Genomic DNA, 23,674 nt, shown 5'->3' with positions numbered 1-23,674 from the left:
CTCCGGCGCGGGCAAAAGTTAACGCGCCGGGCAATTTTGGCCGCTCTATTTTTGACGCGGATTAAGGAACGGGGCTGCGCCAGGGCGTGCGCCCCGTTTCCTATTGCGCTTCGGTCCATGTTACTCACCGGAAAGAGCGGGGGCGGACGATACGGTTTCAGCGCCAATATTTTGTGCGTTCGCGCCGCTTTTCCTGCATTTTTCGGCGCGATGTTTACCAATTTACAATGAGTTTGCCGTTATACCGTCTGCACGGGACCATGAAGTTCCGGCGCTATTGCACCCAACGCTATTGCACATGGAAATGACAGGAATCATGGACAATTTCGACCGCACCCCGCCGCAGGAGGACGAAATACCGGTTTCGCCCGACCCGCAAGGCGCGGCATCCGGAGCCGAGGCTGCGCCGGATAAGGTGCGCGAAATGGATCGTGACAGCCTGTTCATGCAAGGCGTCTTATATCTGCCGGGGCAGGGGCAACCGGTGACGGTGCGCGTGCGCAACCTGTCGGCGGGCGGGTTGATGGCCGATTATGCGGGCGATATTGCCAAGGATAGCGCGGTCGAAATCGAATTGCGCAATGTGGGGCGCATCGCCGGACGGGTGGCATGGGTGTCGCCCTCGCAATTCGGTCTGGCGTTCGATACGCTGATTGATCCGCTTGCGGTGCGCCGCCCGATTGGTGTCAAACGCGACGATCTGTTCCGTCCGGTAGTGGTCGACCGCTATCTGAAGCGCCCGCTCTAAGGCGCGAAAAGCCGCTTTCTGCTTTGCGGGCAAGCCATCCGGCACGTCAGTGCCAATTTCCCGTAATCCGGCCTTTCGAATCAGGCACACTAAATCCGGCTCAACGACTCCGGCTCAACCACTCCGGTCCAAACGAAAACGCCGCGAGAAAATTCCTCGCGGCGCAACTGGTGCGATGGCCTGTCCTTATGGACCGCTATCGTAAAAGGAAGCCCCTCAATGGGCGGCGGCCATCTCTTCTTTCAGGCGAAGTTTGCGTTTCTTGAGATCGCTCAGCACGGCTGTGTCCGGATTGGGTCGCCGTTCTTCTTCGGCGATTCTGGCATCGAGCCCTGCATGTTTGGCTTGAAGAGAAGCGATATGCGCGTTTTCCATTGGCAATACTCCTTTGGTGGGGAAAAATTCCCTCATTGGCAAATCCCTAATAAGGCCGGGTTTATACCCTGCCTTTGACCCTGAACCTGTGACGTTAGCGGCGCCTGTCCTTTCCTGTCCTTTCTGTTTGCGCGGCCTTTGATACGTCCGGTTTACTGTCGATGGACAAGCTGTGGCAGCGCCCGTTTTCGGGTGAGTCGCAACCAAGCTTGTAACAGGAATGAAACATATATTTCCGCCTTTGTCTCTATCCATTATCGCCCCCTTCGACAAAGCGCCCATCGGGCATGACGAGGCGTGGGGGCGTTGGTTTTTTTCTTGCCGGCTTGTCGCGCATCCTTGGTGCCACCTTCGCGCTTGGCCCGCGCACCAATGCTTGCCAGCCGACCCGCCATTGTGGATAAGGGGCCATAAGAGAGAGGCGCTGCGTCGGAACGCGGGGCGGGGGCGTTGGCATGACACAGGAAGAAATCCTTCACCGGCTGGAAAATCTGAAGGTCGAACATCGCGATCTGGACCATGCAATCCACGCGCTCGGCACCGGCGGGGTGCCCGACCAGTTGCAGCTTGCGCGCCTTAAAAAACGCAAATTATTGTTGAAGGACGAGATACGCTGGCTCGAAGACCAGTTACTCCCCGATATTATTGCGTGAAGGATTATAGCGAAGCGGGGCAGCCGTGCGGGCGCGGAGTCTTTGGAAAAACTAACCCTTTTTGGGACAAAGGGAATTTACCATCTTATTTTAGCTTTTGTTTGCTTGCCCGGAGTCCTGCAAAGAGGCACTAGACCGATGCGATGATGGATGATTTTACCGATCAGGGCGCGCCCGGCGCCATATCATCCGGCTCCGGCTCCGGTTTCGACCGGCAGGAGGCGGAAGGCATTGTTGCGGCCATGCCCGTAGCGCTGCGTCGCTCGGTCATCGAAAGCCTCTATACAGAAGCCATGCTGCTCGCCGACGAAGTGCGCGCTTATTTTGAAAGTTCGGGGCTGGAACAGCGCCAGACTCTCGATCCGTTATTGCGCATCGGCTTTAGCTGTGAATCGCTGAAAACCACGACGCGGCTGATGCACATCATTGCCTGGCTGTTGACACAACGCGCGATAAATGCGGGCGAAATTACCGAAGCCGAAGCGCGCGCGCATGACCGGATGCTGGATGAAGCGGTGCCGAGCGATGCGGGCATTTGCGCCTCGCTCCCCGATCAGGCGCGGCTTCTAATCGTGTCGAGCGAGCAGCTTTATAAACGCACCTTGCGGTTGCAGGAGCAATTTCTCCAAGGGGTGCCGCCGGTCGATAGCCCCGTCCATCATCTGTTTGCGCGGCTTTCCCAAGCTTATTAGAGCCATAGCGTGTGCCTGTTGCCTTACGCACACAGTCCGTCGCATTCCAACCCAAGTTAATGCAATGCATATTTGCGTTAATGAAAACTGCAGTATAGGGTTGCGCGTGAGGGTCCAAGGAAGATGGCGGCGCATTGCCTGCCTCCATCCGAAACGAAAAGGCTTTTTTTGCTCGTGAACGCTCAGTGGACGGATCGACACGTGCGAATGACTGTCCGGAATATACGTCATGCCCTGATGGGCGGTGCGGCCATATTCTGTATGGCGGGCATAGCCGTGCCTGTCACCGCGCAAACCGCTCCGCAAGCCGAGCCTGCCCAGCCCAGTTCGACGCCGCCCGCCAATACGCCGGGTCAAGGCAATATTGTCGAAGTCACGCTGCCGACGTTCAGCGACCTCACGACGCTTGACCCCGAAGCGCCGCTTGACCCGATGCCCGATGTGCCGGTGACCTGGCCCGACATGGCGCAGCCGATGGCCGCGCTCCCGCCGAGCCTCAGCGACGAGGCGCTCGCTGCCGCTGCCAATCGCGGCAATATTCCGGGCCTCCCGCCCATCGAGCTGGCCCAGCCCGGCACCGGAAATGGCGCAGCCCCCGGCACTCCGCCGCCGGTCGATATGGCGCAGACAGATGCGGAGAAAGACCGCGATGCGCTCTTTTCCGATGCCGCGACCGAACGGCGCTATGGCGTCAAGGTCGAAGGGCCGGAGCCTGCGGTCAATGATGCGTTCAAGGCGCGCTTTGCCGGGCTTTCGGAACTCGACGCCAAGGATGGCGATGAAGCCAATATCGCCCAGATCAACCGCCGCGCGCGCAATGACCATGAAACGCTCATGCAGATGCTGCGCACCGACGGCTATTATGGCGGCAAGGTTGATGTCGCCATCGAACGCCCTCAGGGATCGAACAAGATTGCTGTAACCTATACGGTAACGCCGGGCGAACGCTTCGCTTATGATGAAGTTAAGGTGCGCGGGCTTGAAACCACGGGGCAGGATGAACCCCGTTTCCGCGAAGCCTTTGGCGTCAATGTCGGCGATCCGGTCGATGCGGACGAATTGAAACTCGCGCAAAATTCGCTGCTCACCGATATGCAGGAAAATGGCTATCCGTTCGGCAAGGTCGGCGAAGAAAGCGTTGTGGTCGATCATGCCAAGCAAGCGGGCCAGCTTGACCAGCCGGTCGAACCCGGCGGCAAGCGCAATTTCGGCAATATCGTGTCGAGCGGCACCAAGCCGTTCGGCGCGGACCATATGCAAACCATTGCGCGCTTTGATCAGGGCGAAGTCTATAAAGCCTCGATGGTCGAAGATTTACGCCGCGCGCTGATCGCGACCGGGCTGGCTTCTTCGGTGCAGATCAAGCCGGTCGAATCCGCTTCGCCCGATCAGGTTGATATTGAAGTGGCGATGACACCTGCGCCGCCGCGCACTATTTCGGGCCAGCTTGGCTATGGCACCGGCGAAGGTTTCCGCGCCGAAATCGGCTGGGAGCATCGCAATATGTTCCCGCCCGAAGGGGCGGTCTTGGTGCGCGTGGTCGGCGGGACGCGCGAACAATTAGGCTCGCTGCGTTTCCGCCGCAATAATTTCGGGCAGCGCGACCGTGTCTTTTCGGTCGAAGCCTTGGCGAGCCATCTCGACCGCGATGCCTATGACGCGCGCACCGTGTCGCTGAGCGCCTCGCTTGAACGCCAGTCGAACCTCATCTTCCAGAAAGAATGGACCTGGTCGCTGGGCGCTGAATTGATTGCGACCGACGAACGCTCTTATGTCGAAGCGATTGGCGGGGATTTGCGGCGCACCTATTTCATCGGGGCAATCCCGATGAGCCTTTATTATGACAGCACCGACGACTGGCTGGACCCGACCAGCGGTTTCCGTTTGGGCGGGCGCGTGTCGCCGGAATTGTCGTTCAAGGGCGGCACCTTCCCTTATGTCCGCGCGCAAATTGACGGCAGCTATTATTATCCGGTCGGCGAAAATATCGTGCTGGCAGGGCGCGCGCGTTATGGCACGATTGTCGGCTCCGGCGACAATGAGCTGGCACCCTCGCGCCGCTATTATGCGGGCGGCGGCGGGTCTGTGCGCGGCTATGGCTATCAATCCATCGGCGCGCGTGACATTGACGGCAAGCCGTTGGGCGGCAAGGGCTTGGCCGAATTGTCGATCGAAGCGCGCATCCGTCTGCGCGGTATTATGGGCGGCAATCTTGGCATTGTGCCCTTCTTTGACGCGGGCAATGTTTATACCAATGCCTATCCCGACCTGTCCGGTTTCCAGATGGGGGCGGGGATAGGGCTTCGCTATTATAGTATGTTCGGGCCGATCCGTATCGACCTTGCTACCCCAATCAACCGCCGCCAAGGGGATCCCTGGGTCGCGGTCTATGTGTCGTTGGGGCAGGCCTTTTGAACGACATAATCGACGAGATCATTCCGCCGGGGCCGCCAGAAACACCGAAAAAGCGTCGGTGGCGGGTGCGGGTTGCGCGCTGGATGCTGTTTTTCGGCTTGCTGCCATTGCTGCTGATCGGCGGGATTGCGTTCCTCCTCGATACGCAACCCGGCCACCGCTTCATCATCGACCGCATCGAAGAGCAAAATCCCAAATCCGGTTTGAAGATAAAGATCGGGCGGATCGACGGCTCCATTTATGGCCGCGCGACCATCCGCGATCTGCAATTGGGGGATCCCGAAGGCATTTTCTTCACCGCCAATGAAGCCAAGCTGGACTGGAATCCGGTGCGTTTCGTGTTCCAGAACACGCTCGACATTGACGATTTATGGGTCGCCAAAGCCGATCTGTTGCGGATGCCCGCGCTCATTCCGGACGACGAGAAAAAATCGATCCTGCCCGGCTTCAACATCCGTCTTGGCCATTATAAGGTCGACCGGCTGGTTCTCAATGAATCGATTGCGGGGCGCTTTTATGCGGTCGGGCTGGAGGGCAAGGCCGATGTGCGCGGGGGCCGCGCCGATGTTAATCTGGCGGTGCAGTCGCTCGACACCAAGGATAATGCGCGCATCGCGCTGATCGCGGTGCCGGACGAAAATATCTTTGATATTGATGCCAGCCTGTCTGCGCCCGACAATGGGATATTGGCGGGGATGACGGGCATCAAAAAGCCCATTGGCCTTGCGCTCAAGGGCAATGGTAGCTGGGCCAAATGGACCGGCGCTTTGTCCGCCAAAACCGACAAGCAGGAACTGGCGTCGCTGTTCCTGACCGCTACCGAGGGCCGCTATACCGCCAAGGGTAAAATCCGCCCCGAATATGTGGTCGCGCCCGGCATGATCCAGCGCATCACGCGCGGCGGTGTCGATGTCGATATTAATACCCTTTATAAGGATAATGTCGTCGATGGCCGCTTTGCGTTCAAATCGGCGGCGCTGTCGGCGACCGCAACCGGAGTTGCCAGTCTCAAGGACCGCCGCTTTGTCGGCATGAATATCGACAGCCGCGTCACCCGGCCGCAAGCCTTGATGACGTCGATGAAGGGACGCGATCTGCGCGCAACCTTGCGGCTCGACGGGCCGTTCATGGCACCGCGCTTTAATTATCGCATCACCTCGCCGCGCATGGAATTTGGCCGTAATATATTGAATACAGTCGATATTCGCGGCACCGGCAACTGGTCGGCTGGCACTATCCAGTCGATCCCGATGCGCGCGAGCGTTGCGAGCATCACCGGCAATGGTGAAATGGCCGACGCGCTCACCCGCAATGTCACTGTAGATGGCACCTTCCGCCTGCGCGGCAATGAATTGTCGAGCAATTTGATGCAGGTGCGCACCAGCCGGATTAACGGCCAGATGGTCGTTAATGCCGACCTGTCGAGCGGGCGCTATAATGTCGGCTTTGATGGCCGCTTGCCGGGTTATGAAATTCCGGGGCTGGGCCGCGTCGATATTGTCAGCAAGTTGAAAGTCTCGCCGCTCGGCAGCGGCATCAATGTCGTCGGCAATGCGGTGGCGCAGGTAACGCGCCTCGACAATAGTTTCTTCAAGACTTTGGCGGGCGGCAATCCGCGCCTTACGACTGATTTGGTGATGACGCCGGACGGGCGCTTGGCGCTCAACAATTTGCGCATCACCTCGCCTTTGCTCACAGCAACAGCGAACGGCTATCGCCGCCCCGACGGCACATTCCATTTCACCGGAACCGGTACCCATCGCCAATATGGGCCACTGAAAATCACTTTGGACGGCGATATTACGCGGCCCAAGGTGGACCTGTTCCTTGCGCGGCCGATGGATGCGGCGGGCTTGGCCGATGTGGAGGTGCATCTGCTCCCCAATGCACAAGGCTATCGCTATACCGCACAAGGCCAGTCGCGGCTTGGCCCGTTCACCAGCAATGGCGCGATTTTGCTGCCTGCCAAGGGCGATACGGTGATTGACATTGTGGCACTCACGGTTGCCGAAACCACCGCGAGCGGCAAGCTGCGTCCCGTCACCGGCGGCATGGCCGGAACGCTTGCGATTACCGGCGGCGGACTTGACGGCACACTCGACCTTGGCGTGCGTGGCGGGGTGCAGGAAGTGGTGATGGACCTCACCGCCAAGGATGTGAATTTCCCCGGACCTCCGCCGGTCAGGATTGGCGAAGGCACGATCCGCGGGACTGCGCGTCTGCTCGACAGCGGGCCGGTGATTGTCGGTCAGGTTGACCTCACCCGCGTCGAAGGCTTTGGCTATAAGGCGCGGCACTTGAAGGCCGATATTCGCGACCTGCGCGGGCTTGGCGATATGACCAAGCTCACCATCGACGCTACCGTCGATGCCGAGGGCGTCGAAGGCAGCGGCATCCGCTTTTCGACCATCAAGGGCGAAGTTAAAATGGTCGATGGCGTCGGCGGAGCGACCGGCCAGTTTGTCGGCGTCGGCCCGCGCGGCATCAGCTTTAGCGGCAATGCGCAATTCAGCCCCAATGCAATCCGCGTGACGGGTTCGGGTACGCTCGCAGGCCGTCCGGTGACGTTCAAATATCCGCTATTGCTCGAACGCGAAGGCGCGGGCTGGCGCTTGGCGGCGACCGAAATCCTTTATGGCGGCGGCTCGATCCGTGTCGCAGGCCTGTTCGGCGGGGAGACAACCGAGATCGATGCGGCGCTTAAAAATATGCCGCTGTCGCTGCTCGATGCGATCAATCCGACCTTGCAGCTTGGCGGCATCGCCAATGGTGTGGTGCAATATCGCGCGCCCGCGCGCGGGGCGCCGACGGGGCAGGTGGAATTGCGCGTGACCAACCTCACCCGCTCCGGCCTTGCGCTCGCTTCCAAACCGGTGGACGCGGCGATCAATGCGGTGCTGGACAGCGACAGCGCCTCGATGCGCGGCGTCATTGTAAGCGACGGGCAGACGATTGGCCGCATCCAGGCCAAGGCGACCCCGCTCGGCGGCAGCAATAATCTGATGGAGCGGCTGATGAACGCGCCGCTGTTTGCGCAGGCCCGCTATAATGGCGCGGCGGATACGCTGTGGCGCTTGACCGGCGTTGAAGCGGTAGACCTGTCCGGCCCCGTTGCTATTGCGGCGGATGTGTCCGGCACGCTTGCCAATCCGGATATTGACGGGGCGGTGCGCGCGAAAAATGCGCGGCTGGAAAATGCGGTGACCGGCACCGTCGTCACCAATGTTTCGACCGTGGGCCGCTTTAACGGCTCCAAGCTGGAACTGCGCGAATTTAGCGGCGAAACCAAGGATGGCGGCAAAGTTACCGGCAGTGGCACGTTTGAACTGTCGGCTGAACGCGGCTTTGCAATGAACCTCAACATCGACGCGGAAAAAGCCTTGCTCATCGACCGCGACGACATGACGGCGGTTGTGACCGGGCCCGTCCATATGCAAAGCGATGCGAGCGGCGGCATTATCGAGGGCAATCTGATCCTCAATGAAGGATCGTTCGTGCTGGGGCAGGCGACCGCTGCCGAAGCCTTGCCTGTCATCAATGTGCGCGAAATCAACAAGCCGGGCGAGGAAGGCTTTGACGACCAGCAACTCGCGCTGACCCCAACTATGCCTTGGCGCTTCGACATTACCGCCAAGGCCGATGACGGCCTGCGCGTAACCGGCATGGGGCTGAACAGCATCTGGGCGGCGGACCTTCTTATCAGCGGCACCGTGACCGAACCGCGCATATTGGGATCGGCAACACTGATGCGCGGCGATTATCAATTTGCCGGCCGTCTGTTCGAACTGGAAAAGGGCGATATCACCTTTACAGGCACCGTCCCCGCCGACCCGATCCTCGACATCACTGCGGTCAGCGATGTGAGCGGACTTAATGCGACCATCTCGATTGCGGGCACGGGGCAAAAGCCGGAAATCACTTTCTCGTCCGTGCCTGCACTCCCCGAAGATGAACTCCTCTCGCGCATCCTGTTCGGCGAATCGATCACCAATATTTCGGTGACCGAAGCTGCACAATTGGGCGTTGCGGTTGCGAGCCTGCGCGGCGGCGGCGGGCTGGACCCGATCAATGCGTTGCGTGATGCCATCGGCCTTGACCGCCTGCGCATCCTGTCGCCCGATGAACTGACGGGCCGCAAAACCGCGATTGCCGCGGGCAAATATATCACCCGCAAACTTTATGTAGAGGTCATCACCGACGGGCAGGGCTATAGCGCAACCCAAACCGAATTCGCGATCACCCGCTGGCTGTCGATTTTGGGGTCAGTGTCAACAATCGGTCGCCACTCGATCAACCTCAAAGCCGAGAAGGATTATTGAGGAGGGGTTTCGAGGGGAAGCGACGATAGGGAAGGGGTGCGGTAAGAAGTGAGGGGAGAGATAAGGCGTTTCACCGGCATTGTCCGTGTCCTGCCTTGCCAAAACCATTCCGGCCCCCCCCTCCGTTCGTCCTGAGTAGGCTCGAAGAGCCGTATCGAAGGACAGACAAGATATGCGCGTAAGCCCTTCGATACGCCCCTTGCGGGGCTACTCAGGACGAACGGGTGAAAAGGGTAGCGCTTTCACTAGAGCGGCTAGGCAGCCTACAAAAAGATTTCACGCAGAGGCGCAGAGGACGCAGAGAAAACAGACTTAATGGAGATCGCACTCCTCTGGTTCTCTGCGTCCTCTGCGCCTCTGCGTGAACCAATCCCCTTTCTTCGCGCCTCCGCGCCTCCGCGTGAAATTCTCAATTCTTTTAGGGGATACCCCACCTCTCTGCCTCCGCATTACGCCCATGCAGAGAGCAAGAAAATTTACTCTGCCTTCTCCCGCGACAGTCTTGTCATAAAAATTGCCGCGCGTTTGGCTTGGCGTTTGATGCTGTCGAGGTCGACTGTTTCGCCCGGCGCATGGTCGCCGCGGCTCACGGTGCCAAGACCGACCAGTCCGTCCACATCTTGCGCGACAAAGCTGATGTCACCTGCGCCGCGTTTTAACGGGTCCAGCGCGGCCATTTCGGGCAAACCCATATCGCGGTTGACCCCGTTCAGCTTAGCGAGCAGCGCCTTATTGCCTGTGGTCGGCGCCATTGCCGGATAAGCGCCTTGATCGAACTGGATGTCAGCGCCGGTTTTGGGCGCATGGGCCGCCACAATCGCTTTCATCTTGGCGACAACGCGGTCGGTCTGCTCTTGCGACAAAGTGCGGAAATCGCCGCGCGCAATCGCGATAGAGGGGATGATATTGGTCTTGCCCTTGGCCTCGATGCGGATGCCATCCTTGTCGAGCGTCGCCTCCTGCCCCCCTGCAATCAACCCGACATTGAAGGTCAGATTGGGTTCGGGCAATTCGGTGCGGAAGCGCGCGATAATCCGCGCCATTTCATAAATCGCACCGTCACCGGCTTCGGGCGTGAAAATGCCGGAGCTATGCCCGGTTTCGCCGCGTGTCGTCAGCCGCCAGCTATTTGACGAGCGCCGCGCGATGCTCCCCATATCCTTGCCGCCATCGACCGACAGCCCTTCAAAATCAAGCGCCACATCGGCGCGCTTGCCCGCCGCGATCAGGCTCGCGCGCGCGGTTTCGATGGGGTCGCCGGAATCTTCCTCATCGCCCGTCAGCACGATTTCGATATTCGCATCTTTAAGCGTTCCGGCGGCCTGCATCGCGCGCAAGGCCGACACAATTACGACCATCCCGCCCTTATCATCGCCAGCGCCGGGTCCTTCGGCTTCATCCTTGCCTGCCTCTTTGCGGCGGGTGAATTTTTGGAACGGCGAATCCGGCTCGAACACCGTATCGAGATGCCCGATGAGCAGCAATTTTTTGGTGCCCGCGTTGCCCTTTTTGGTTGCGATCAAATGGCCCGCACGGCCCGTTGTGGTCATATCTTCCCAGCGCACGGTAAAACCCAACGGCTCCAGCTCGGCGCGCATCATTTCGGACACCGCTTTGACACCCGCCATGTTGAGGCTACCGCTATTCTGGTTGACCAGCTTTTCAAGCAGCGCGACCGAGCGTTCATATTCGGCATCGACCGTTGCGGCCATACGCTGTTCGGGTGCGGTCAGTTGCGCCGAGGCAGGCATCGCCGCACCTACCAGCAACAAGGCCATCAAGGCGGTGCGCACTATCATCCTCTCAAACTCCCTGTTTTTGTATCCGGTCTATGATGTGCGCCGACCCTAATCCGTCGTCATGCGCTTGGCTATGCCCGAAACGGCGCTCGCGCGAAAGGAGAGAGGCTGCATACAAAACGCCCCGGAAAGTGTGGACTTCCGGGGCGTATGTTTAGTGCTAATGCGGGCGATTATCCGCTATAATACATGTCGAATTCGACCGGGCTGGGGGTCATGTCGAAGCGGTAGACTTCGTCCCATTTGATGCCGATATAGGCTTCGATCTGGTCCTTCGAGAAGACATCGCCTTTGAGCAGGAAGTCATGGTCCGCTTGCAGCGATTCCAATGCTTCGCGCAGGCTCGCGCATACGGTCGGGACTTGCTCCAACTCGGCGGGCGGCAGGTCGTAGAGATTCTTGTCCATCGCATCGCCGGGATGGATCTTGTTCTGGATGCCATCCAGCCCCGCCATCAAAATCGCAGCATAGCAAAGATAGGGGTTCGCCAGCGCATCGGGGAAACGGAATTCCACGCGCTTGGCCTTCGCGCCCGCACCATAAGGAATACGGCAGGATGCCGAGCGGTTGCGGCTCGAATAAGCGAGCAGCACCGGCGCTTCAAAACCCGGAACCAGCCGCTTATAGCTATTGGTCGTGGGGTTGGTGAAGGCGTTCAGCGCCTTGGCATGCTTGATAACGCCGCCGATAAAATAGAGCGCCATGTCGGACAGGCCCGCATAGCCATTGCCCGCGAACAAAGGCTCCTTACCGTTCCAGATCGAGATATGGGTGTGCATCCCCGACCCGTTATCATCCTTGATGGGCTTGGGCATGAAGGTCGCCGATTTGCCATAAGCATGGGCGACTTGATGCACGACATATTTGTAAATCTGCATCCGGTCGGCGGTTTCGGTGAGCGTGCCAAAGGTCATGCCAAGCTCATGCTGGGCAGCGGCGACTTCATGATGATGCTTGTCGCAAGGGAGCCCCATTTCGAGCATCGTCGCGACCATTTCGCCGCGAATATCGACAGCGCTATCCACCGGCGCCACAGGGAAATATCCGCCCTTGGCGCGCGGGCGGTGGCCCATATTGCCGCCTTCATATTCGCGGCTGGTGTTGGTGGGCAGTTCAATATCGTCGAGATGGAAGCTGCTATGGTTATAGCCGCTGGAAAAACGCACATCGTCGAACATGAAAAATTCGGCCTCGGGGCCGACATAGACGGTGTCGCCAATGCCCGTGGTTTTGACATAGGCTTCGGCGCGTTTGGCGGTCGAGCGCGGGTCGCGGCTATAGAGTTCACCGGTTGCGGGATCGACCACGTCACAGAAAAGGATGAGCATAGGGGTTGCGCTGAACGGATCGACATAGACGGCTTCCAAGTCGGGCTTTAGCACCATGTCGCTTTCGTTGATCGCCTTCCAGCCTTCGATGGACGAGCCGTCGAACATCAGGCCGTCGGTCAGCTCATCCTCGCCCATCGCGCTCGCGCACATGGTGAGGTGCTGCCACTTGCCCTTGGGATCGGTGAAGCGGACATCGACCCATTCAATCTCTTCATCCTTGATGCGGGCGAGAATGTCTGCGGGTTTCACTTTTGACATGGAAATTGGAGCCTTCCTGCGATGTGGGTTTGTTGGTTTGTTCGGGTAAATATAGGAAAATACGTTTGATTAAGTCCGGTTGATTATTTCCGTTAGCCCTGAGCCTGTCGAAGGGCGTTTATCGGTATCACACCCCGTCCTTCGACAAGCTCAGGACTAGCGGGGTTGGGGGCATCAATAGACGGGTTCGGGCGGGCATCAATGGATTGCCCTTTAAATCGCGTCACTGTCACGCTCACCCGTGCGGATGCGCAGCGCGCTTTCGACCGGGAGCACGAAAATCTTGCCGTCGCCGATGCGGCCGGTTTGCGCGGCTTGGGCAATCGCTTCGACGACGCGCGGGGCGAGGTCGTCATCGACCACGACTTCCAGCTTCACCTTGGGGAGGAAATCGACGACATATTCCGCGCCGCGATAAAGTTCTGTATGGCCCTTCTGACGGCCAAAGCCCTTGGCTTCGGTGACGGTGATGCCGCTCACGCCGACTTCATGCAGCGCCTCTTTGACCTCGTCCAGCTTGAACGGTTTGATGATCGCCTCGATCTTCTTCATTATCGTCCCCTTTTCGAGCGCGCCCCGCAAGGGAATGGAAGCGCGCGCATATATGCTGCACCGCACTATGCGAAGAGCGTGCCAAATGACGAATCGTGGAGGGTTGGGGCCGATGTCAAAGCCACACGGCGATAGCTGCCTAAAATTTAGGCAGATCGGCCAAAGCGAGCCTAAATTTTAGGCACTCGCTCAATAAGGCGGCCTATGCTTCCCCGCCGGACTTTCGGTGAAGATTTCGCAGCCGGTTTCGGTGATGCCGATACTATGTTCAAATTGTGCCGAAAGGGTGCGGTCGCGGGTGACGGCGGTCCAGCCATCGTCTAATATTTTGACACCATCCTTGCCGATATTGATCATCGGTTCGATGGTGAAGAACATACCGGGGCGCAGTTCGGGGCCGGTGCCCGCACGGGCGGCATGGACGACTTCGGGGGCGTCGTGGAAAATGGTGCCAAGGCCATGCCCGCAAAAATCGCGCACCACGCCATAGCGGTATTTGGACGCATAATCATAAATGGCCGCGCCAATATCGCCGAGGAAATTGCCGGGTTTGGCCTGCTCAATGCCAATCATCAGGCAATCATAGGTCACATCGACCAGCCGCTTGGCTTTGATAGACACATCGCCGACCAGATACATACGGCTGGTGTCACCGTGCCAGCCATCGACAATCGGGGTCACATCAATATTGATGATATCGCCCTCCTTTAACGGCTTGTCATTGGGGATGCCGTGGCAGATGACATTGTTGATCGAGGTGCAACAGCTATGCGCATAGCCGCGATAACCGAGCGTTGCAGGGATGCCGCCGCCCGCCAAGGTCATTTCGCGCACCTTGTCGTCTATCTGGGCGGTGGTGACGCCGGGCTGGACGAAATCCGTCATGGCGTCCAATATTTCCGCCGCTAATCTACCCGCCTTGCGCATCCCGGCAAAGCCTTGCGCATCGTGGAGTTTGATTGTCCCGTCGCGCTGCGCAACGGCGTTTCCTGTCATCACCTGATATTCAACCATCCACGAGATATAGCGATGAACGGATGACTTTGCGAGAGGGGAGAAACGGGCTAAGCCTAGTAGTCATGACTGACGCCCCATCCCCTCCGAGCGGCTCGCCGCGCATCTGGACCGCCGGCATCGCCATTATCGGCGATGAAATCTTGTCAGGGCGTACCCAGGATAAAAATATCGCGCAAATTGCAAGCTGGCTCAATGTCCAAGGCATCCGCTTGCGCGAGGTGCGCGTGGTGCCGGATGTCGAGGACGAGATTGTTGCTGCCGTCAATGCGCTCAGGGCGCGCTATGATTATATTTTTACCACCGGCGGGATCGGCCCGACGCATGACGATATTACCGTCGATGCGATTGCCAAGGCGTTGGGCGTGGGCGTTGTCATCCACCCCGAAGCGCGCGCGACGTTGGAACGATATTATACCGATAGAGGCGGACTTAACGAAGGGCGGCTCAGAATGGCGCGGGTGCCGGACGGTGCGGACCTTATCCCCAACCCGATGTCAGGCGCGCCGGGCATCCGCATCGGCAATTTATTCATCATGGCAGGGGTGCCGCATATTACCGCAGGGATGCTCGCGGGGCTGGACGGGAGCTTGGAAGGCGGCGCGCCGTTACAGTCGGTAACTTTGGGTGCCTTTGCCCCCGAAAGCGAAATCGCCGCGATGCTGGAAGCGGCCGAGCGCAACCATAATGGTTGTCAGGTCGGGAGCTATCCTTTCTACCGTCAAGGCAAGGTCGGCGGCAATTTCGTGGTGCGTTCGACCAGTCTGGCCGACGCGCAGGCCTGTGCGGCGGAAATCGCGGCGGGCTTGGTCGCCTTGGGCTATGATTATGTGGCAGGAGGTATTGAATGAAGACCATGCGTATGATGGCGCGCAGCGCGCTTATTGTCGCTGGCTGTGCCGCGCTTGCGGGCTGTGCGACGCCGGAAACCCGACTGCGCAACGGACTGTATAATGCAGGCCTGTCCAAGCCCATGTCCGCCTGTATGGCCCAGCGCATGGTCGACCGGCTTTCGCTCGAACAGTTGCGCAAATTGACCGCGCTCGAATCCATGCGCGGCAAAAATATCGGTGATATGAGCATCGACCAGTTTCTCCACCGCGTGCGTGCGCTTAAAGACGGGGAAATTTTGGGTGTCGCCACCTCCTCGGCGGCAATTTGTGCGGTGCAACAGCTTTAGAGCCACCATTAGACCAATTTCCTAGGCCCAAGGCCTTTTCATCCGCGTCCTGCTGTGCTTAAGCGCGGGCAAGTTTTTATCGGACTCGAAACATCCGCCCTTCAAGCAGGAGACAGTTTTCATGAACATTCACGAATATCAGGCCAAGGAATTGCTCGCAAAATTTGGCGTGCCTGTACCCGCCGGTGTGGCCGCGATGACCGTGGAAGAAGCGGTCAAGGCCGTCGATAGCCTGCCCGGCCCGCTTTATGTGGTCAAAGCGCAAATCCACGCCGGTGGCCGCGGCAAGGGCAAGTTCAAGGAACTCGGCCCCGATGCCAAGGGCGGTGTGCGCCTTGCCAAGACCAAGGAAGAGGTTGAAGCGGCGGCCAAGGATATGCTCGGCAACACGCTCGTCACCATCCAGACCGGCGCCGAAGGCAAGCAGGTGCAGCGCCTTTATGTGACCGACGGTGTGGACATCGCCAAGGAGTTTTACCTTGCGCTGCTCGTCGACCGTGCCAGCGGTCGCATCGCATTTGTCGCCTCGACCGAAGGCGGCATGAACATCGAAGATGTTGCGCATGACAGCCCCGAAAAAATCCACACCATCACGATTGATCCGGCCACCGGTCTCCAGCCGCATCATGGCCGTGCGGTTGCGGCGGCGCTCGACCTCACCGGTGACCTCGCCAAGCAGGCCGCCAATGTTGCGGCCAAGCTTTATGATGCGTTCATCGGCACCGATGCCGAACAGATTGAGATCAACCCGCTCGCCGTCACCGACGATGGCAAGCTGCTCGTCCTCGACGCCAAGGTCGGTTTTGACGGCAACGCCATGTTCCGCCACCCCGACATTGCCGAACTGCGTGACCTTACCGAAGAAGATGCGATGGAAATCGAAGCGTCGAAATATGACCTCGCTTACATCAAATTGGACGGCAATATCGGCTGCATGGTGAACGGCGCAGGCCTTGCGATGGCGACGATGGACATCATCAAGCTGAACGGCGAATTCCCCGCAAACTTCCTCGATGTTGGCGGCGGTGCTTCCAAGGAAAAGGTGACGGCGGCGTTCAAGATCATTTTGAACGACCCGGCGGTCAAGGGCATCCTCGTCAACATCTTTGGCGGCATTATGAAATGCGACATCATCGCCGAAGGCATTGTGGCCGCAGCCAAGGAAGTGAATCTGTCGGTTCCGCTTGTGGTCCGTCTTGAAGGCACCAATGTCGATTTGGGCAAGGAAATCCTCGCCAATTCGGGTCTGCCGATTGTGCCTGCTAACGACCTTGGCGATGCCGCGCAAAAGATTGTGGCCGAAGTGCGCAACGTCGCCTGATCCGGTTTTACGGTCCGGCGGGGGGTGAGGTTTGGCAACCAGCGTTGAACCAAAGCTTGCCTCCACCGGACGGTCAAATATTGACGTTAACGTGAACGTCAACTACGCTGTCTCTAGTGAAGCGCGATTCATTGGGAAAGGATAGGAAAGATGAAAGTCCTGGTACCCGTAAAACGGGTGATCGATTTTAACGTAAAGCCGCGGGTCAAGGCGGATGGCACGGGTGTTGACCTTGCCAACGTCAAGATGAGCATGAACCCGTTTGACGAAATTGCGGTGGAAGAAGCGATCCGCCTCAAAGAAAAGGGCGTTGCGACGGAAATCATTGCCGTGTCGGTCGGTCCGGCCAAGGCGCAAGAAACGCTGCGCACCGCGCTTGCGATGGGTGCCGACCGCGCTATCCTCGTCGAAAGCGACGCCGAAGTCGAGCCGCTGGGCGTTGCCAAATTGCTGAAAGCGATTGTCGATGAAGAACAGCCCGGTCTTGTCATCCTCGGCAAGCAGGCGATTGACGATGATTCGAACCAGACCGGCCAGATGCTCGGCGCGCTGACCGGCTGGGGCCAAGGTACGTTCGCGTCCAAGGTCGAAGTGTCTGGCGACACGGTGGCCGTGACCCGCGAAGTCGATGGCGGTCTTGAAACGGTGAGCCTCAAAATCCCCGCGATCATCACCACCGACCTGCGTTTGAACGAGCCGCGCTATGCCTCGCTCCCCAACATCATGAAGGCCAAATCAAAGCCGCTCGCGGCCAAGAAGCCTGAAGATTATGGCGTCGACATCGCGCCGCGTCTGAAGACCTTGAAGGTCAGCGAACCGCCGGTGCGTCAGGCTGGCATCAAGGTCGGCAGCGTCGATGAACTGGTTGCTAAACTCAAAGCATTGGGAGTCGCATAATGAAAACGCTGGTTTGGGTTGAACATGACGGTAACGCCGTCAAGGACGCAACGCTCTCGGCTGTGACGGCTGCGGCAAAGCTTGGCGAAGTGCATCTGCTCGTTGCGGGACAAGGCGTTGATGCGGTGGCCAAGGAAGCTGCCGCTATCGAAGGCGTGGGCAAGGTCCATGTTGCGGACGATGCGGCTTATGCCCATGCGCTCGCGGAAAATGTCGCGCCGCTTATCGCTGACCTTATGGGCAGCCATGATGCGTTCCTTGCGCCCGCTACGTCGAACGGCAAGAATATCGCGCCGCGCGTTGCGGCTCTGCTCGATGTGATGCAATTGTCCGACATTCTTTCGGTCGAAAGCGCCGACACCTTCACGCGCCCGACCTATGCGGGCAACGCGATTGCAACCGTGCAAACGTCGGACCCGAAGCTTGTCATCACCGTGCGCGGCACCGCGTTCGACAAGGCGGCAGCCAGCGGCGGTTCGGGCACCGTAGAAGCGGTGGGCACGACCGGCGACAAGGGTGTGTCGAGCTTTGTATCGGCAGAAATCGCCAAGTCCGAACGTCCGGAACTGACGAGCGCCAAGGTCATCGTATCGGGTGGCCGCGCTTTTGGCAGCAGCGAACAATTCCACGCTTTGCTTGACCCGCTTGCGGACAAGCTGGGCGCAGGCGTTGGGGCAAGCCGCGCGGCGGTCGATGCAGGCTATGCGCCGAACGATTATCAGGTCGGCCAGACCGGCAAGATTGTTGCACCGGAAGTCTATATCGCCATCGGCATTTCGGGCGCGATCCAGCATCTTGCGGGCATGAAGGATTCAAAAACCATCGTCGCCATCAACAAGGATGAAGACGCCCCGATTTTCCAGGTGGCGGACATCGGCCTTGTCGGCGACCTATTCCAGATCGTTCCGGAACTGACGCAAAAGCTGTAAGCTTTCGGCGCATTATGTAAAAAGAAAGGCGGTCCGGTATGGCCGCCTTTCTTTTTTATGGTGCAAAATCATCCGACCCTTTTAAGCTGCAGCGATTCGTGAAGGGGAATGAAATTGCGTTTGATTCACCACCTGACTTTGGCTTTTTTGACCATGCTTCCCGCCACACAGGCTGTTGCTGGCGAAGAACAGCCCGTCCGGCTCCAGTCCTCGTCAAAATGGGTCGTGAATTATGCGGACAATGGTTGCCGTCTGCTGCGTCAATTCGGCGCCGGGGACGAGATGGTTACATTAATCATGAACCGCTACGGTCCGGAGGACGACTTCCAGATGACTCTGGCTGGAAAGCCCCTCCGCAAATTTTTCGGAGCCCGCGAAGTCCTTGTCCAGTTCGGACCGAAAGAACAGGCACAGGAAAAGGAATTTGAAGAAGGTTCACTTGGAGATGTCCCGGCGCTGATATTTTCTTATATGGGCGTTGAAAAAATTGAAGGTTATACGGTTGCGGATGCTATTGCACGGTTGAGCGCGCCCAAAGAAATCGCGCCGGAAAGATTTGCAGCCATTTCCTATCTTTCAGTCGGAAAAAAGCAGCAGGCGCCGCTCATTCTGGAAACCGGAGCGCTGCAAAAACCTTTTGCGGCCTTGTCGGCCTGCACCGACAATCTCGTCGAATCTTGGGGTTTTGACATTCAAAAGGAAAAAACGCTCCAGCGCCGCGCAACGCCTAAAGACAATTATACTTCCTGGATAAGGACAATTGACTACCCAACGGATATGTTGCGTGCGGGCCAACCGGCGATGGTCCAGTTCCGGCTGGATGTGGATGCAACAGGTGCCGTAACCGCATGTCATATATTGGAAACAACCCGCCCCAAAGCCTTTGACGATGCGGTATGCCATTCGATGGTGAAGCGGGCGAATTTCGAACCGGCTATCGACCGCGAAGGCAAGCCCGTCGCATCTTATTTCCGGCGTACAGTACGTTTCCGGATTCCGTGATCCGGCGGATTTTATATCTCTGATGACAGGAAAGCGCTCAATCATGCCGAGGCCCGGTGTTGCAGGCTTTAATGCCGGTGGACGCCGGGCTTCCGCCTCTCGCAAGGCGGGGGCGGATGATAATAAAGCGCGTGCACGGGACGATGGTCACGGGCGCGCGTTGATTTTGGCGAGCGTTGCGCGTGATGCGCGGCTCGACCGCAAATTTTTATTGCTCATCCTTTTGTCCGCCGCGATTGCGACCTTGGGGCTACTGCAAAATTCCGCAGCCGTGGTGATTGGCGCGATGCTGGTATCGCCCCTTATGGGGCCGATCATGGGTATGGGCTTTGGCCTTGCCACGATTGACAGCACGCTCATCAAGCGCGCGCTCACGACATTGGGCGCAGGGATGGTGGTTGCGATACTGGTCGCGATGCTGATCGTGTGGATGTCCCCCATACAGGATGTAACCAGCGAAATCAGGGGCCGCACCCAGCCAAACCTGCTCGACCTTGGCGTTGCCTTTGTCGGCGGGATAGCGGGTGGCTATGCGATTATGCGCAAAATGTCGGGCGTGATGGTGGGGGTCGCAATTGCGACCGCACTGGTGCCGCCGCTCAGCACCGTAGGGTTCGGTTTGGCGACGGGGCGGATGGATTTTGCGTGGGGCGCGATGCTGCTATTCCTTACGAATACGCTCGCCATCGGCCTGTCGGCGACCGCGATTGCGCGCATCAACCGCTTCGGGCCTCACCTGACGCGGCAGCACACCATGATGCAAGTGCTGGGTATATTGGCGACGCTCGGCATCCTGTCCATCCCGCTCGCTATCTCGCTCAACAATCTGTCGCGCGAATATCGCGCGCGCATTGTCGTCCAGAATGTGTTGCAGGAAGAATTATCGAATGGCGAGCGCATCGACGCGCTCAATGTGCGCGGGGTCGATGGCAAGGTGATGGTCGACGGCGTGGTGCTGATCGACCGCTATCATGGCAAGCTTAACGGCGACCTTGCCGCCAAGATTAGCGAGCGGCTGGGCCGTCCCGCCGAAGTGCAACTAGCCCAGCTTCGTCAGCAAACCAATGAGGTCGAGCAGGCCGAAGACGGTCTTACCCGCCGCATCACCGCTTTGGAACAGCGCGCGCAGGAAAGCGGCGCGCTGGTGGAACGGTTAATGCTCGGCGGTCTGGTGACGCGCGACCGCATCATGGTCGACCCCGACACCCGCACCGTCATCATCGCCCGTGCGCGGGATAGCGAACAGCCCGCTATCCGCTTTGCTACCGACCGCATCATCGAAAGCGCGGCCCAAGCCTATCCTAGCTGGCTGGTGCGGCAGGGGGCTTTATCGCAGACGCTAACCCCGCAGTCGGCTTCTAGGTAAGGGGCGGCGCAACAGCTTCGTTTTTTACAGCGGCACCATCCAGCGCACCGAGCGTAACCAAAGGCCGGTCGTCGGATTGCCATCCTTGTCTTCGGCGGGTTTGAATTTGGCGCGCGCCATCATGAGGGCGCAGGTGGTTTGGTCCAGCGCCACAACGCCGCTCGAGGCCAGAATATTACAGCTTTTAGGTTTACCGGCAGGATCGACGACAAGCGAAAATTGTGTCGTTCCCGATTGGTTGGCGGACAAGGCCGAGCGTGGATAATCATCGGTAGTTATCCACCAGTGCGGTTGGCCTACCGGCTCCGGCAATTTGCCGAGCGCGTTCAACGCGGCCAGATCAAGCTTGAAGACGTTTTTCAGTAAATCTTCATGACAGGTTTTGAGCGCCTTGATACCTTTGGCGAGGCCCGGCGTCCTGATCTTCACATCCATAGTGCGTACGCCGGTAAAGTTCAGCGTCTGCTGATCGTCCAGCCGTTCGATAAAATCCGCCTCCAGATTAAACCAGCGCCAGATCCGCAACTTGGAATCCTTGATTGTGTAAGGCAATGCAGACACTTCGGTTGTGAGGTTGAGCGGCGTGGCTGTGAGGCTGATATCGGCCGGTCTTGTGCTATAGGGCAATGTATAGCCTGCAAGAATGACATCATAAGTGTCGAGTGTCGCGCCGCGGGCAATCCGCAGCGCTACCCGATTATTCCCTGTGCCGAAATCGCGGACCAGCCGACATTCCGTGTCGCCATAATCCAGAGTCCACGGACCGGACGGTTCCAGCGGCGCGGCCAAAGCCGGTTGGGCTGTTCCTGTCAAAAGCGCCATCAAGGTCAGTTTGGTGATCAATGTTCGATGAAACATCGGCAATGTCCTCTCCCTCTGGACGAAGCATAGAATATCGGGAAAGCTGTGCAAGCGGGAACGGGAAGCGAGAGTATAAGGTGCGACGATTAGGCAAATTTTTATTGGCGGTGTTGGGGGTCGTGGCCCTATTCACCGCCTATATGTATAGCGCGGCCCTGCGTGATCCGGTGGTGCGGCAGGATAGGGTACGGGTTGCAGGTTGGCCTGACGCTGCGCCGCCTGCCCGTATCCTCCTACTCTCCGACCTTCATGTGGCCGGGCCTGATATGTCGCCCGCTCGCGTGGCGCGGTTGGTGGCGCAGATCAATGCGCGAAAGCCTGAACTCATTCTGTTTGCGGGCGATTTTGTCTCCGACAAGTTGGCCGCGACGCACCATTATCCGGGAGCGGAAGCGCTTGCGCCCTTGGCCGGATTGAAGGCCCGCTATGGCACCATCGCGGTCTTGGGCAATCATGATTATTGGCGCGACCAGCATGAGATAGAAGCCGCGCTTGCCGCATCAGGTATCATCGTGCTGCGTAATCAGGCGATGCAGGCTGGTCCCTTTGTCGTCGGCGGGGTCGATGATGATTTCACCGGTCATGCGCGGGTGGACAGCACGCTTGCACAAATGGAGAGGTTGGAAGGCTTCCCCGTTATCGTGTCGCACAGCCCGGATATTATGCCGGAAGTGCCCGACAGTGTGCCGCTCATCGTTGCAGGCCATACCCATTGCGGGCAGATTAATTTTCCGGGGCTTGATACATTGGCATCGGTGACGCGCTTCGGCCACCGTTATGCGTGCGGCAAGGTGCGCGAGGGGCGCAAAACCCTCTATGTCAGCGCAGGTCTTGGCACCAGCATCCTACCCTTACGCTTTCGCGCGGACCCCGATATGTGGCTGTTGACGGTCGGGCCATGAGCGTAAGCGGATGATTAAAAAAGCCGTTGTTGCGGACAGGGCATATGTAAAAGAAAGATAGGCTCTTGTGCGCAGGATAAGCCGTGATATGCCATGCTTTATGCGCCATCCCATCTCGCTCGCTCTTGCTCTTTTGGCCTCATCAGCGCTTGTCGCCCAGCCCGTAGCGGCAAAGGATGAGGCACATATTATCAAGCCTTCTTCCGCTTGGGTAGTCGACTATAAGGAAGAGAGTTGCCGCCTGATGCGCCAGTTCGGCCAAGGCGATGATGTGGTGGTGGCGATATTCAACCATTATGCGCCTGGCCCCTATTTCCAGCTTACCCTCGCAGGTAAGCCGGTCGCGCGCAATTTCGGGAAGACATCAGGACGCGTATCACTGCGCTTCGGCCCTGCCGAGCATGCGCAACAGGTCGAGTTTCTGTCCGGCGAAACCGGTGGCCTTGTCGCCATGATCATGCCGCGCGCGATGACGGTGGCCGCGCGGGAAGCCGAAGTTCCGGAGGAGGACGAGGCCGCACAGGAAAGCGAGGCACGCGCGCGTCCTGTGCCTATCGTGAGCCCTGAACGCATGGCGGCGGTGCGCACGCTGACGGTGGACAGGCATATGATGAAACCGGTTACGTTGGAGCTTGGCAATATGGGCAAAGCCTTTAGCGCGCTCGATACCTGCATCGACGATCTCCTCAAAAAATGGGCGATTGATCCGGTGCATTACAAGACGCTAAGCCGCTATGCGCGCGCGCTCGAAAGCCCTTCAGAATGGCTGACGACCTTCGATTATCCGGACGAGATGCTGCGCGAACGGCAAGGCGCTCTGGTGCAGTTCCGCCTCATTGTCGGCGCAGACGGGATACCGCGCTCCTGCCTGATTCAGGAAAGCACGCGCCCCGAAGCGTTTGACGATGCGGTTTGCGGCGCGGTGATGAAACGTGCGCGCTTTGCCCCCGCGCTCGACGGCGAGGGCAAGGCGATGGATTCCGTGTGGCAACGCTCGGTGCGGTTCAGGATCCGCCGCCCGGGCTGAGGCTGATGGCGCACCCGTGACGCAGCGGCAACT

At 58.7% G+C, this 23,674-nt stretch carries 20 protein-coding genes; 14 read left to right on the top strand and 6 right to left on the bottom strand.

Features of this window, described 5'->3' with window-relative positions:
• The first annotated feature begins 316 nt into the window (after window positions 1-316).
• Window positions 317-748, top strand: coding sequence for a PilZ domain-containing protein (locus tag DMP17_RS07980; protein ID WP_337828536.1), 432 nt, complete (start codon window positions 317-319; stop codon window positions 746-748).
• Window positions 749-964: 216 nt separating this feature from the next.
• Here DMP17_RS07980 and DMP17_RS07975 read toward each other — a convergent pair whose 3' ends face one another.
• Complete coding sequence (locus DMP17_RS07975) at window positions 965-1,159, bottom strand: YdcH family protein (RefSeq protein ID WP_337828535.1); 195 nt, start codon at window positions 1,157-1,159, stop codon at window positions 965-967.
• 419 nt (window positions 1,160-1,578) lie between these two features.
• On the opposite strand from DMP17_RS07975, the gene DMP17_RS07970 reads away from it, so the two are divergent.
• The 4 genes from DMP17_RS07970 (at window position 1,579) to DMP17_RS07955 (ending at window position 9,202) form a co-directional block, all read left to right on the top strand.
• A complete protein-coding gene (locus DMP17_RS07970) occupies window positions 1,579-1,776 on the top strand; it encodes a YdcH family protein (RefSeq protein ID WP_337828534.1) in 198 nt (65 codons plus the stop codon).
• 143 nt (window positions 1,777-1,919) lie between these two features.
• The gene (locus DMP17_RS07965; protein WP_337828533.1) at window positions 1,920-2,468 is read left to right on the top strand and encodes a DUF1465 family protein; all 549 of its coding nucleotides are present in this window, start codon (window positions 1,920-1,922) and stop codon (window positions 2,466-2,468) included.
• Between the two features lie 123 nt (window positions 2,469-2,591).
• Window positions 2,592-4,883 carry an autotransporter assembly complex protein TamA gene (locus tag DMP17_RS07960; RefSeq protein ID WP_337828532.1) on the top strand — a complete coding sequence of 764 codons (2,292 nt, stop codon included), beginning with the start codon at window positions 2,592-2,594 and terminating at the stop codon, window positions 4,881-4,883.
• Window positions 4,880-9,202, top strand: coding sequence for a translocation/assembly module TamB domain-containing protein (locus DMP17_RS07955; RefSeq protein WP_337828531.1), 4,323 nt, complete (start codon window positions 4,880-4,882; stop codon window positions 9,200-9,202). The genes DMP17_RS07960 and DMP17_RS07955 overlap by 4 nt, the downstream gene beginning before the upstream one ends.
• 476 nt (window positions 9,203-9,678) lie before the next feature.
• On the opposite strand, the gene DMP17_RS07950 is transcribed toward DMP17_RS07955, so the two are convergent.
• The 4 genes from DMP17_RS07950 to map all read right to left on the bottom strand — a co-directional run bounded on the left by DMP17_RS07950 (window position 9,679) and on the right by map (window position 14,138).
• On the bottom strand, window positions 9,679-10,995 hold the full coding sequence (locus DMP17_RS07950) for a M20/M25/M40 family metallo-hydrolase (RefSeq protein WP_337828530.1): 1,317 nt from the start codon (window positions 10,993-10,995) through the stop codon (window positions 9,679-9,681).
• Window positions 10,996-11,174: 179 nt separating this feature from the next.
• Complete coding sequence (gene glnA / locus DMP17_RS07945; RefSeq protein ID WP_443217837.1) at window positions 11,175-12,581, bottom strand: type I glutamate--ammonia ligase; 1,407 nt, start codon at window positions 12,579-12,581, stop codon at window positions 11,175-11,177.
• Between the two features lie 222 nt (window positions 12,582-12,803).
• Window positions 12,804-13,142: a P-II family nitrogen regulator gene (locus tag DMP17_RS07940; protein WP_337828528.1), complete on the bottom strand. Its 339-nt coding sequence runs from the start codon at window positions 13,140-13,142 to the stop codon at window positions 12,804-12,806.
• 189 nt (window positions 13,143-13,331) lie between these two features.
• Window positions 13,332-14,138 carry a type I methionyl aminopeptidase gene (gene map, locus DMP17_RS07935; protein ID WP_337828527.1) on the bottom strand — a complete coding sequence of 269 codons (807 nt, stop codon included), beginning with the start codon at window positions 14,136-14,138 and terminating at the stop codon, window positions 13,332-13,334.
• Between the two features lie 41 nt (window positions 14,139-14,179).
• On the opposite strand from map, the gene DMP17_RS07930 reads away from it, so the two are divergent.
• From DMP17_RS07930 to DMP17_RS07900, 7 genes are all read left to right on the top strand, one after another.
• The gene (locus DMP17_RS07930; RefSeq protein ID WP_337828526.1) at window positions 14,180-15,007 is read left to right on the top strand and encodes a competence/damage-inducible protein A; all 828 of its coding nucleotides are present in this window, start codon (window positions 14,180-14,182) and stop codon (window positions 15,005-15,007) included.
• Window positions 15,004-15,336 (top strand): hypothetical protein, encoded by a 333-nt coding sequence (locus DMP17_RS07925; RefSeq protein WP_337828525.1) that lies wholly within the window; start codon window positions 15,004-15,006, stop codon window positions 15,334-15,336. Before DMP17_RS07930 ends, DMP17_RS07925 begins: the two co-directional genes overlap by 4 nt.
• 121 nt (window positions 15,337-15,457) lie before the next feature.
• Window positions 15,458-16,657, top strand: a complete 1,200-nt coding sequence (gene sucC / locus DMP17_RS07920) for an ADP-forming succinate--CoA ligase subunit beta (RefSeq protein WP_337828524.1) — start codon at window positions 15,458-15,460, stop codon at window positions 16,655-16,657.
• A gap of 150 nt (window positions 16,658-16,807) precedes the next feature.
• On the top strand, window positions 16,808-17,554 hold the full coding sequence (locus DMP17_RS07915) for an electron transfer flavoprotein subunit beta/FixA family protein (RefSeq protein WP_337828523.1): 747 nt from the start codon (window positions 16,808-16,810) through the stop codon (window positions 17,552-17,554).
• Window positions 17,554-18,483, top strand: a complete 930-nt coding sequence (locus tag DMP17_RS07910; RefSeq protein WP_337828522.1) for an electron transfer flavoprotein subunit alpha/FixB family protein — start codon at window positions 17,554-17,556, stop codon at window positions 18,481-18,483. Before DMP17_RS07915 ends, DMP17_RS07910 begins: the two co-directional genes overlap by 1 nt.
• 108 nt (window positions 18,484-18,591) lie before the next feature.
• Window positions 18,592-19,485, top strand: coding sequence for an energy transducer TonB (locus DMP17_RS07905; protein ID WP_337828521.1), 894 nt, complete (start codon window positions 18,592-18,594; stop codon window positions 19,483-19,485).
• 22 nt (window positions 19,486-19,507) lie between these two features.
• A complete protein-coding gene (locus DMP17_RS07900) occupies window positions 19,508-20,851 on the top strand; it encodes a DUF389 domain-containing protein (RefSeq protein WP_337828520.1) in 1,344 nt (447 codons plus the stop codon).
• 24 nt (window positions 20,852-20,875) lie between these two features.
• On the opposite strand, the gene DMP17_RS07895 is transcribed toward DMP17_RS07900, so the two are convergent.
• On the bottom strand, window positions 20,876-21,694 hold the full coding sequence (locus tag DMP17_RS07895) for an energy transducer TonB (protein WP_337828519.1): 819 nt from the start codon (window positions 21,692-21,694) through the stop codon (window positions 20,876-20,878).
• On the opposite strand from DMP17_RS07895, the gene DMP17_RS07890 reads away from it, so the two are divergent.
• Both DMP17_RS07890 and DMP17_RS07885 read left to right on the top strand, forming a co-directional pair.
• On the top strand, window positions 21,694-22,614 hold the full coding sequence (locus DMP17_RS07890; protein WP_337828518.1) for a metallophosphoesterase: 921 nt from the start codon (window positions 21,694-21,696) through the stop codon (window positions 22,612-22,614). The two genes, DMP17_RS07895 and DMP17_RS07890, sit on opposite strands and share 1 nt — an antisense overlap.
• Window positions 22,615-22,714: 100 nt before the next feature.
• Window positions 22,715-23,641: an energy transducer TonB gene (locus DMP17_RS07885; protein ID WP_337828517.1), complete on the top strand. Its 927-nt coding sequence runs from the start codon at window positions 22,715-22,717 to the stop codon at window positions 23,639-23,641.
• The last annotated feature ends 33 nt before the right edge of the window (window positions 23,642-23,674 follow it).

This window comes from Pseudonocardia sp. TMWB2A, from assembly GCF_017312135.1.
The sequence above is the reverse complement of the archived record's forward strand: the minus strand, read 5'-3'. Positions and strand labels throughout refer to the sequence as shown.

What these genes read in the sequence shown, in the direction of transcription:
- DMP17_RS07980 (WP_337828536.1), top strand. Translation starts at nt 317, where the DNA reads ATGGACAATTTCGACCGCACCCCGCCGCAGGAGGACGAAATACCGGTT.
- DMP17_RS07960 (WP_337828532.1), top strand. Translation starts at nt 2,592, where the DNA reads ATGGCGGCGCATTGCCTGCCTCCATCCGAAACGAAAAGGCTTTTTTTG.
- DMP17_RS07930 (WP_337828526.1), top strand. Translation starts at nt 14,180, where the DNA reads ATGACTTTGCGAGAGGGGAGAAACGGGCTAAGCCTAGTAGTCATGACT.
- DMP17_RS07970 (WP_337828534.1), top strand. Translation starts at nt 1,579, where the DNA reads ATGACACAGGAAGAAATCCTTCACCGGCTGGAAAATCTGAAGGTCGAA.
- DMP17_RS07925 (WP_337828525.1), top strand. Translation starts at nt 15,004, where the DNA reads ATGAAGACCATGCGTATGATGGCGCGCAGCGCGCTTATTGTCGCTGGC.
- DMP17_RS07915 (WP_337828523.1), top strand. Translation starts at nt 16,808, where the DNA reads ATGAAAGTCCTGGTACCCGTAAAACGGGTGATCGATTTTAACGTAAAG.
- DMP17_RS07890 (WP_337828518.1), top strand. Translation starts at nt 21,694, where the DNA reads ATGTTCGATGAAACATCGGCAATGTCCTCTCCCTCTGGACGAAGCATA.
- DMP17_RS07910 (WP_337828522.1), top strand. Translation starts at nt 17,554, where the DNA reads ATGAAAACGCTGGTTTGGGTTGAACATGACGGTAACGCCGTCAAGGAC.
- DMP17_RS07940 (WP_337828528.1), bottom strand. Translation starts at nt 13,142, where the DNA reads ATGAAGAAGATCGAGGCGATCATCAAACCGTTCAAGCTGGACGAGGTC.
- DMP17_RS07885 (WP_337828517.1), top strand. Translation starts at nt 22,715, where the DNA reads ATGCGCCATCCCATCTCGCTCGCTCTTGCTCTTTTGGCCTCATCAGCG.
- DMP17_RS07905 (WP_337828521.1), top strand. Translation starts at nt 18,592, where the DNA reads ATGAAATTGCGTTTGATTCACCACCTGACTTTGGCTTTTTTGACCATG.
- sucC (WP_337828524.1), top strand. Translation starts at nt 15,458, where the DNA reads ATGAACATTCACGAATATCAGGCCAAGGAATTGCTCGCAAAATTTGGC.
- map (WP_337828527.1), bottom strand. Translation starts at nt 14,138, where the DNA reads ATGACAGGAAACGCCGTTGCGCAGCGCGACGGGACAATCAAACTCCAC.
- DMP17_RS07900 (WP_337828520.1), top strand. Translation starts at nt 19,508, where the DNA reads ATGACAGGAAAGCGCTCAATCATGCCGAGGCCCGGTGTTGCAGGCTTT.
- DMP17_RS07975 (WP_337828535.1), bottom strand. Translation starts at nt 1,159, where the DNA reads ATGAGGGAATTTTTCCCCACCAAAGGAGTATTGCCAATGGAAAACGCG.
- DMP17_RS07965 (WP_337828533.1), top strand. Translation starts at nt 1,920, where the DNA reads ATGATGGATGATTTTACCGATCAGGGCGCGCCCGGCGCCATATCATCC.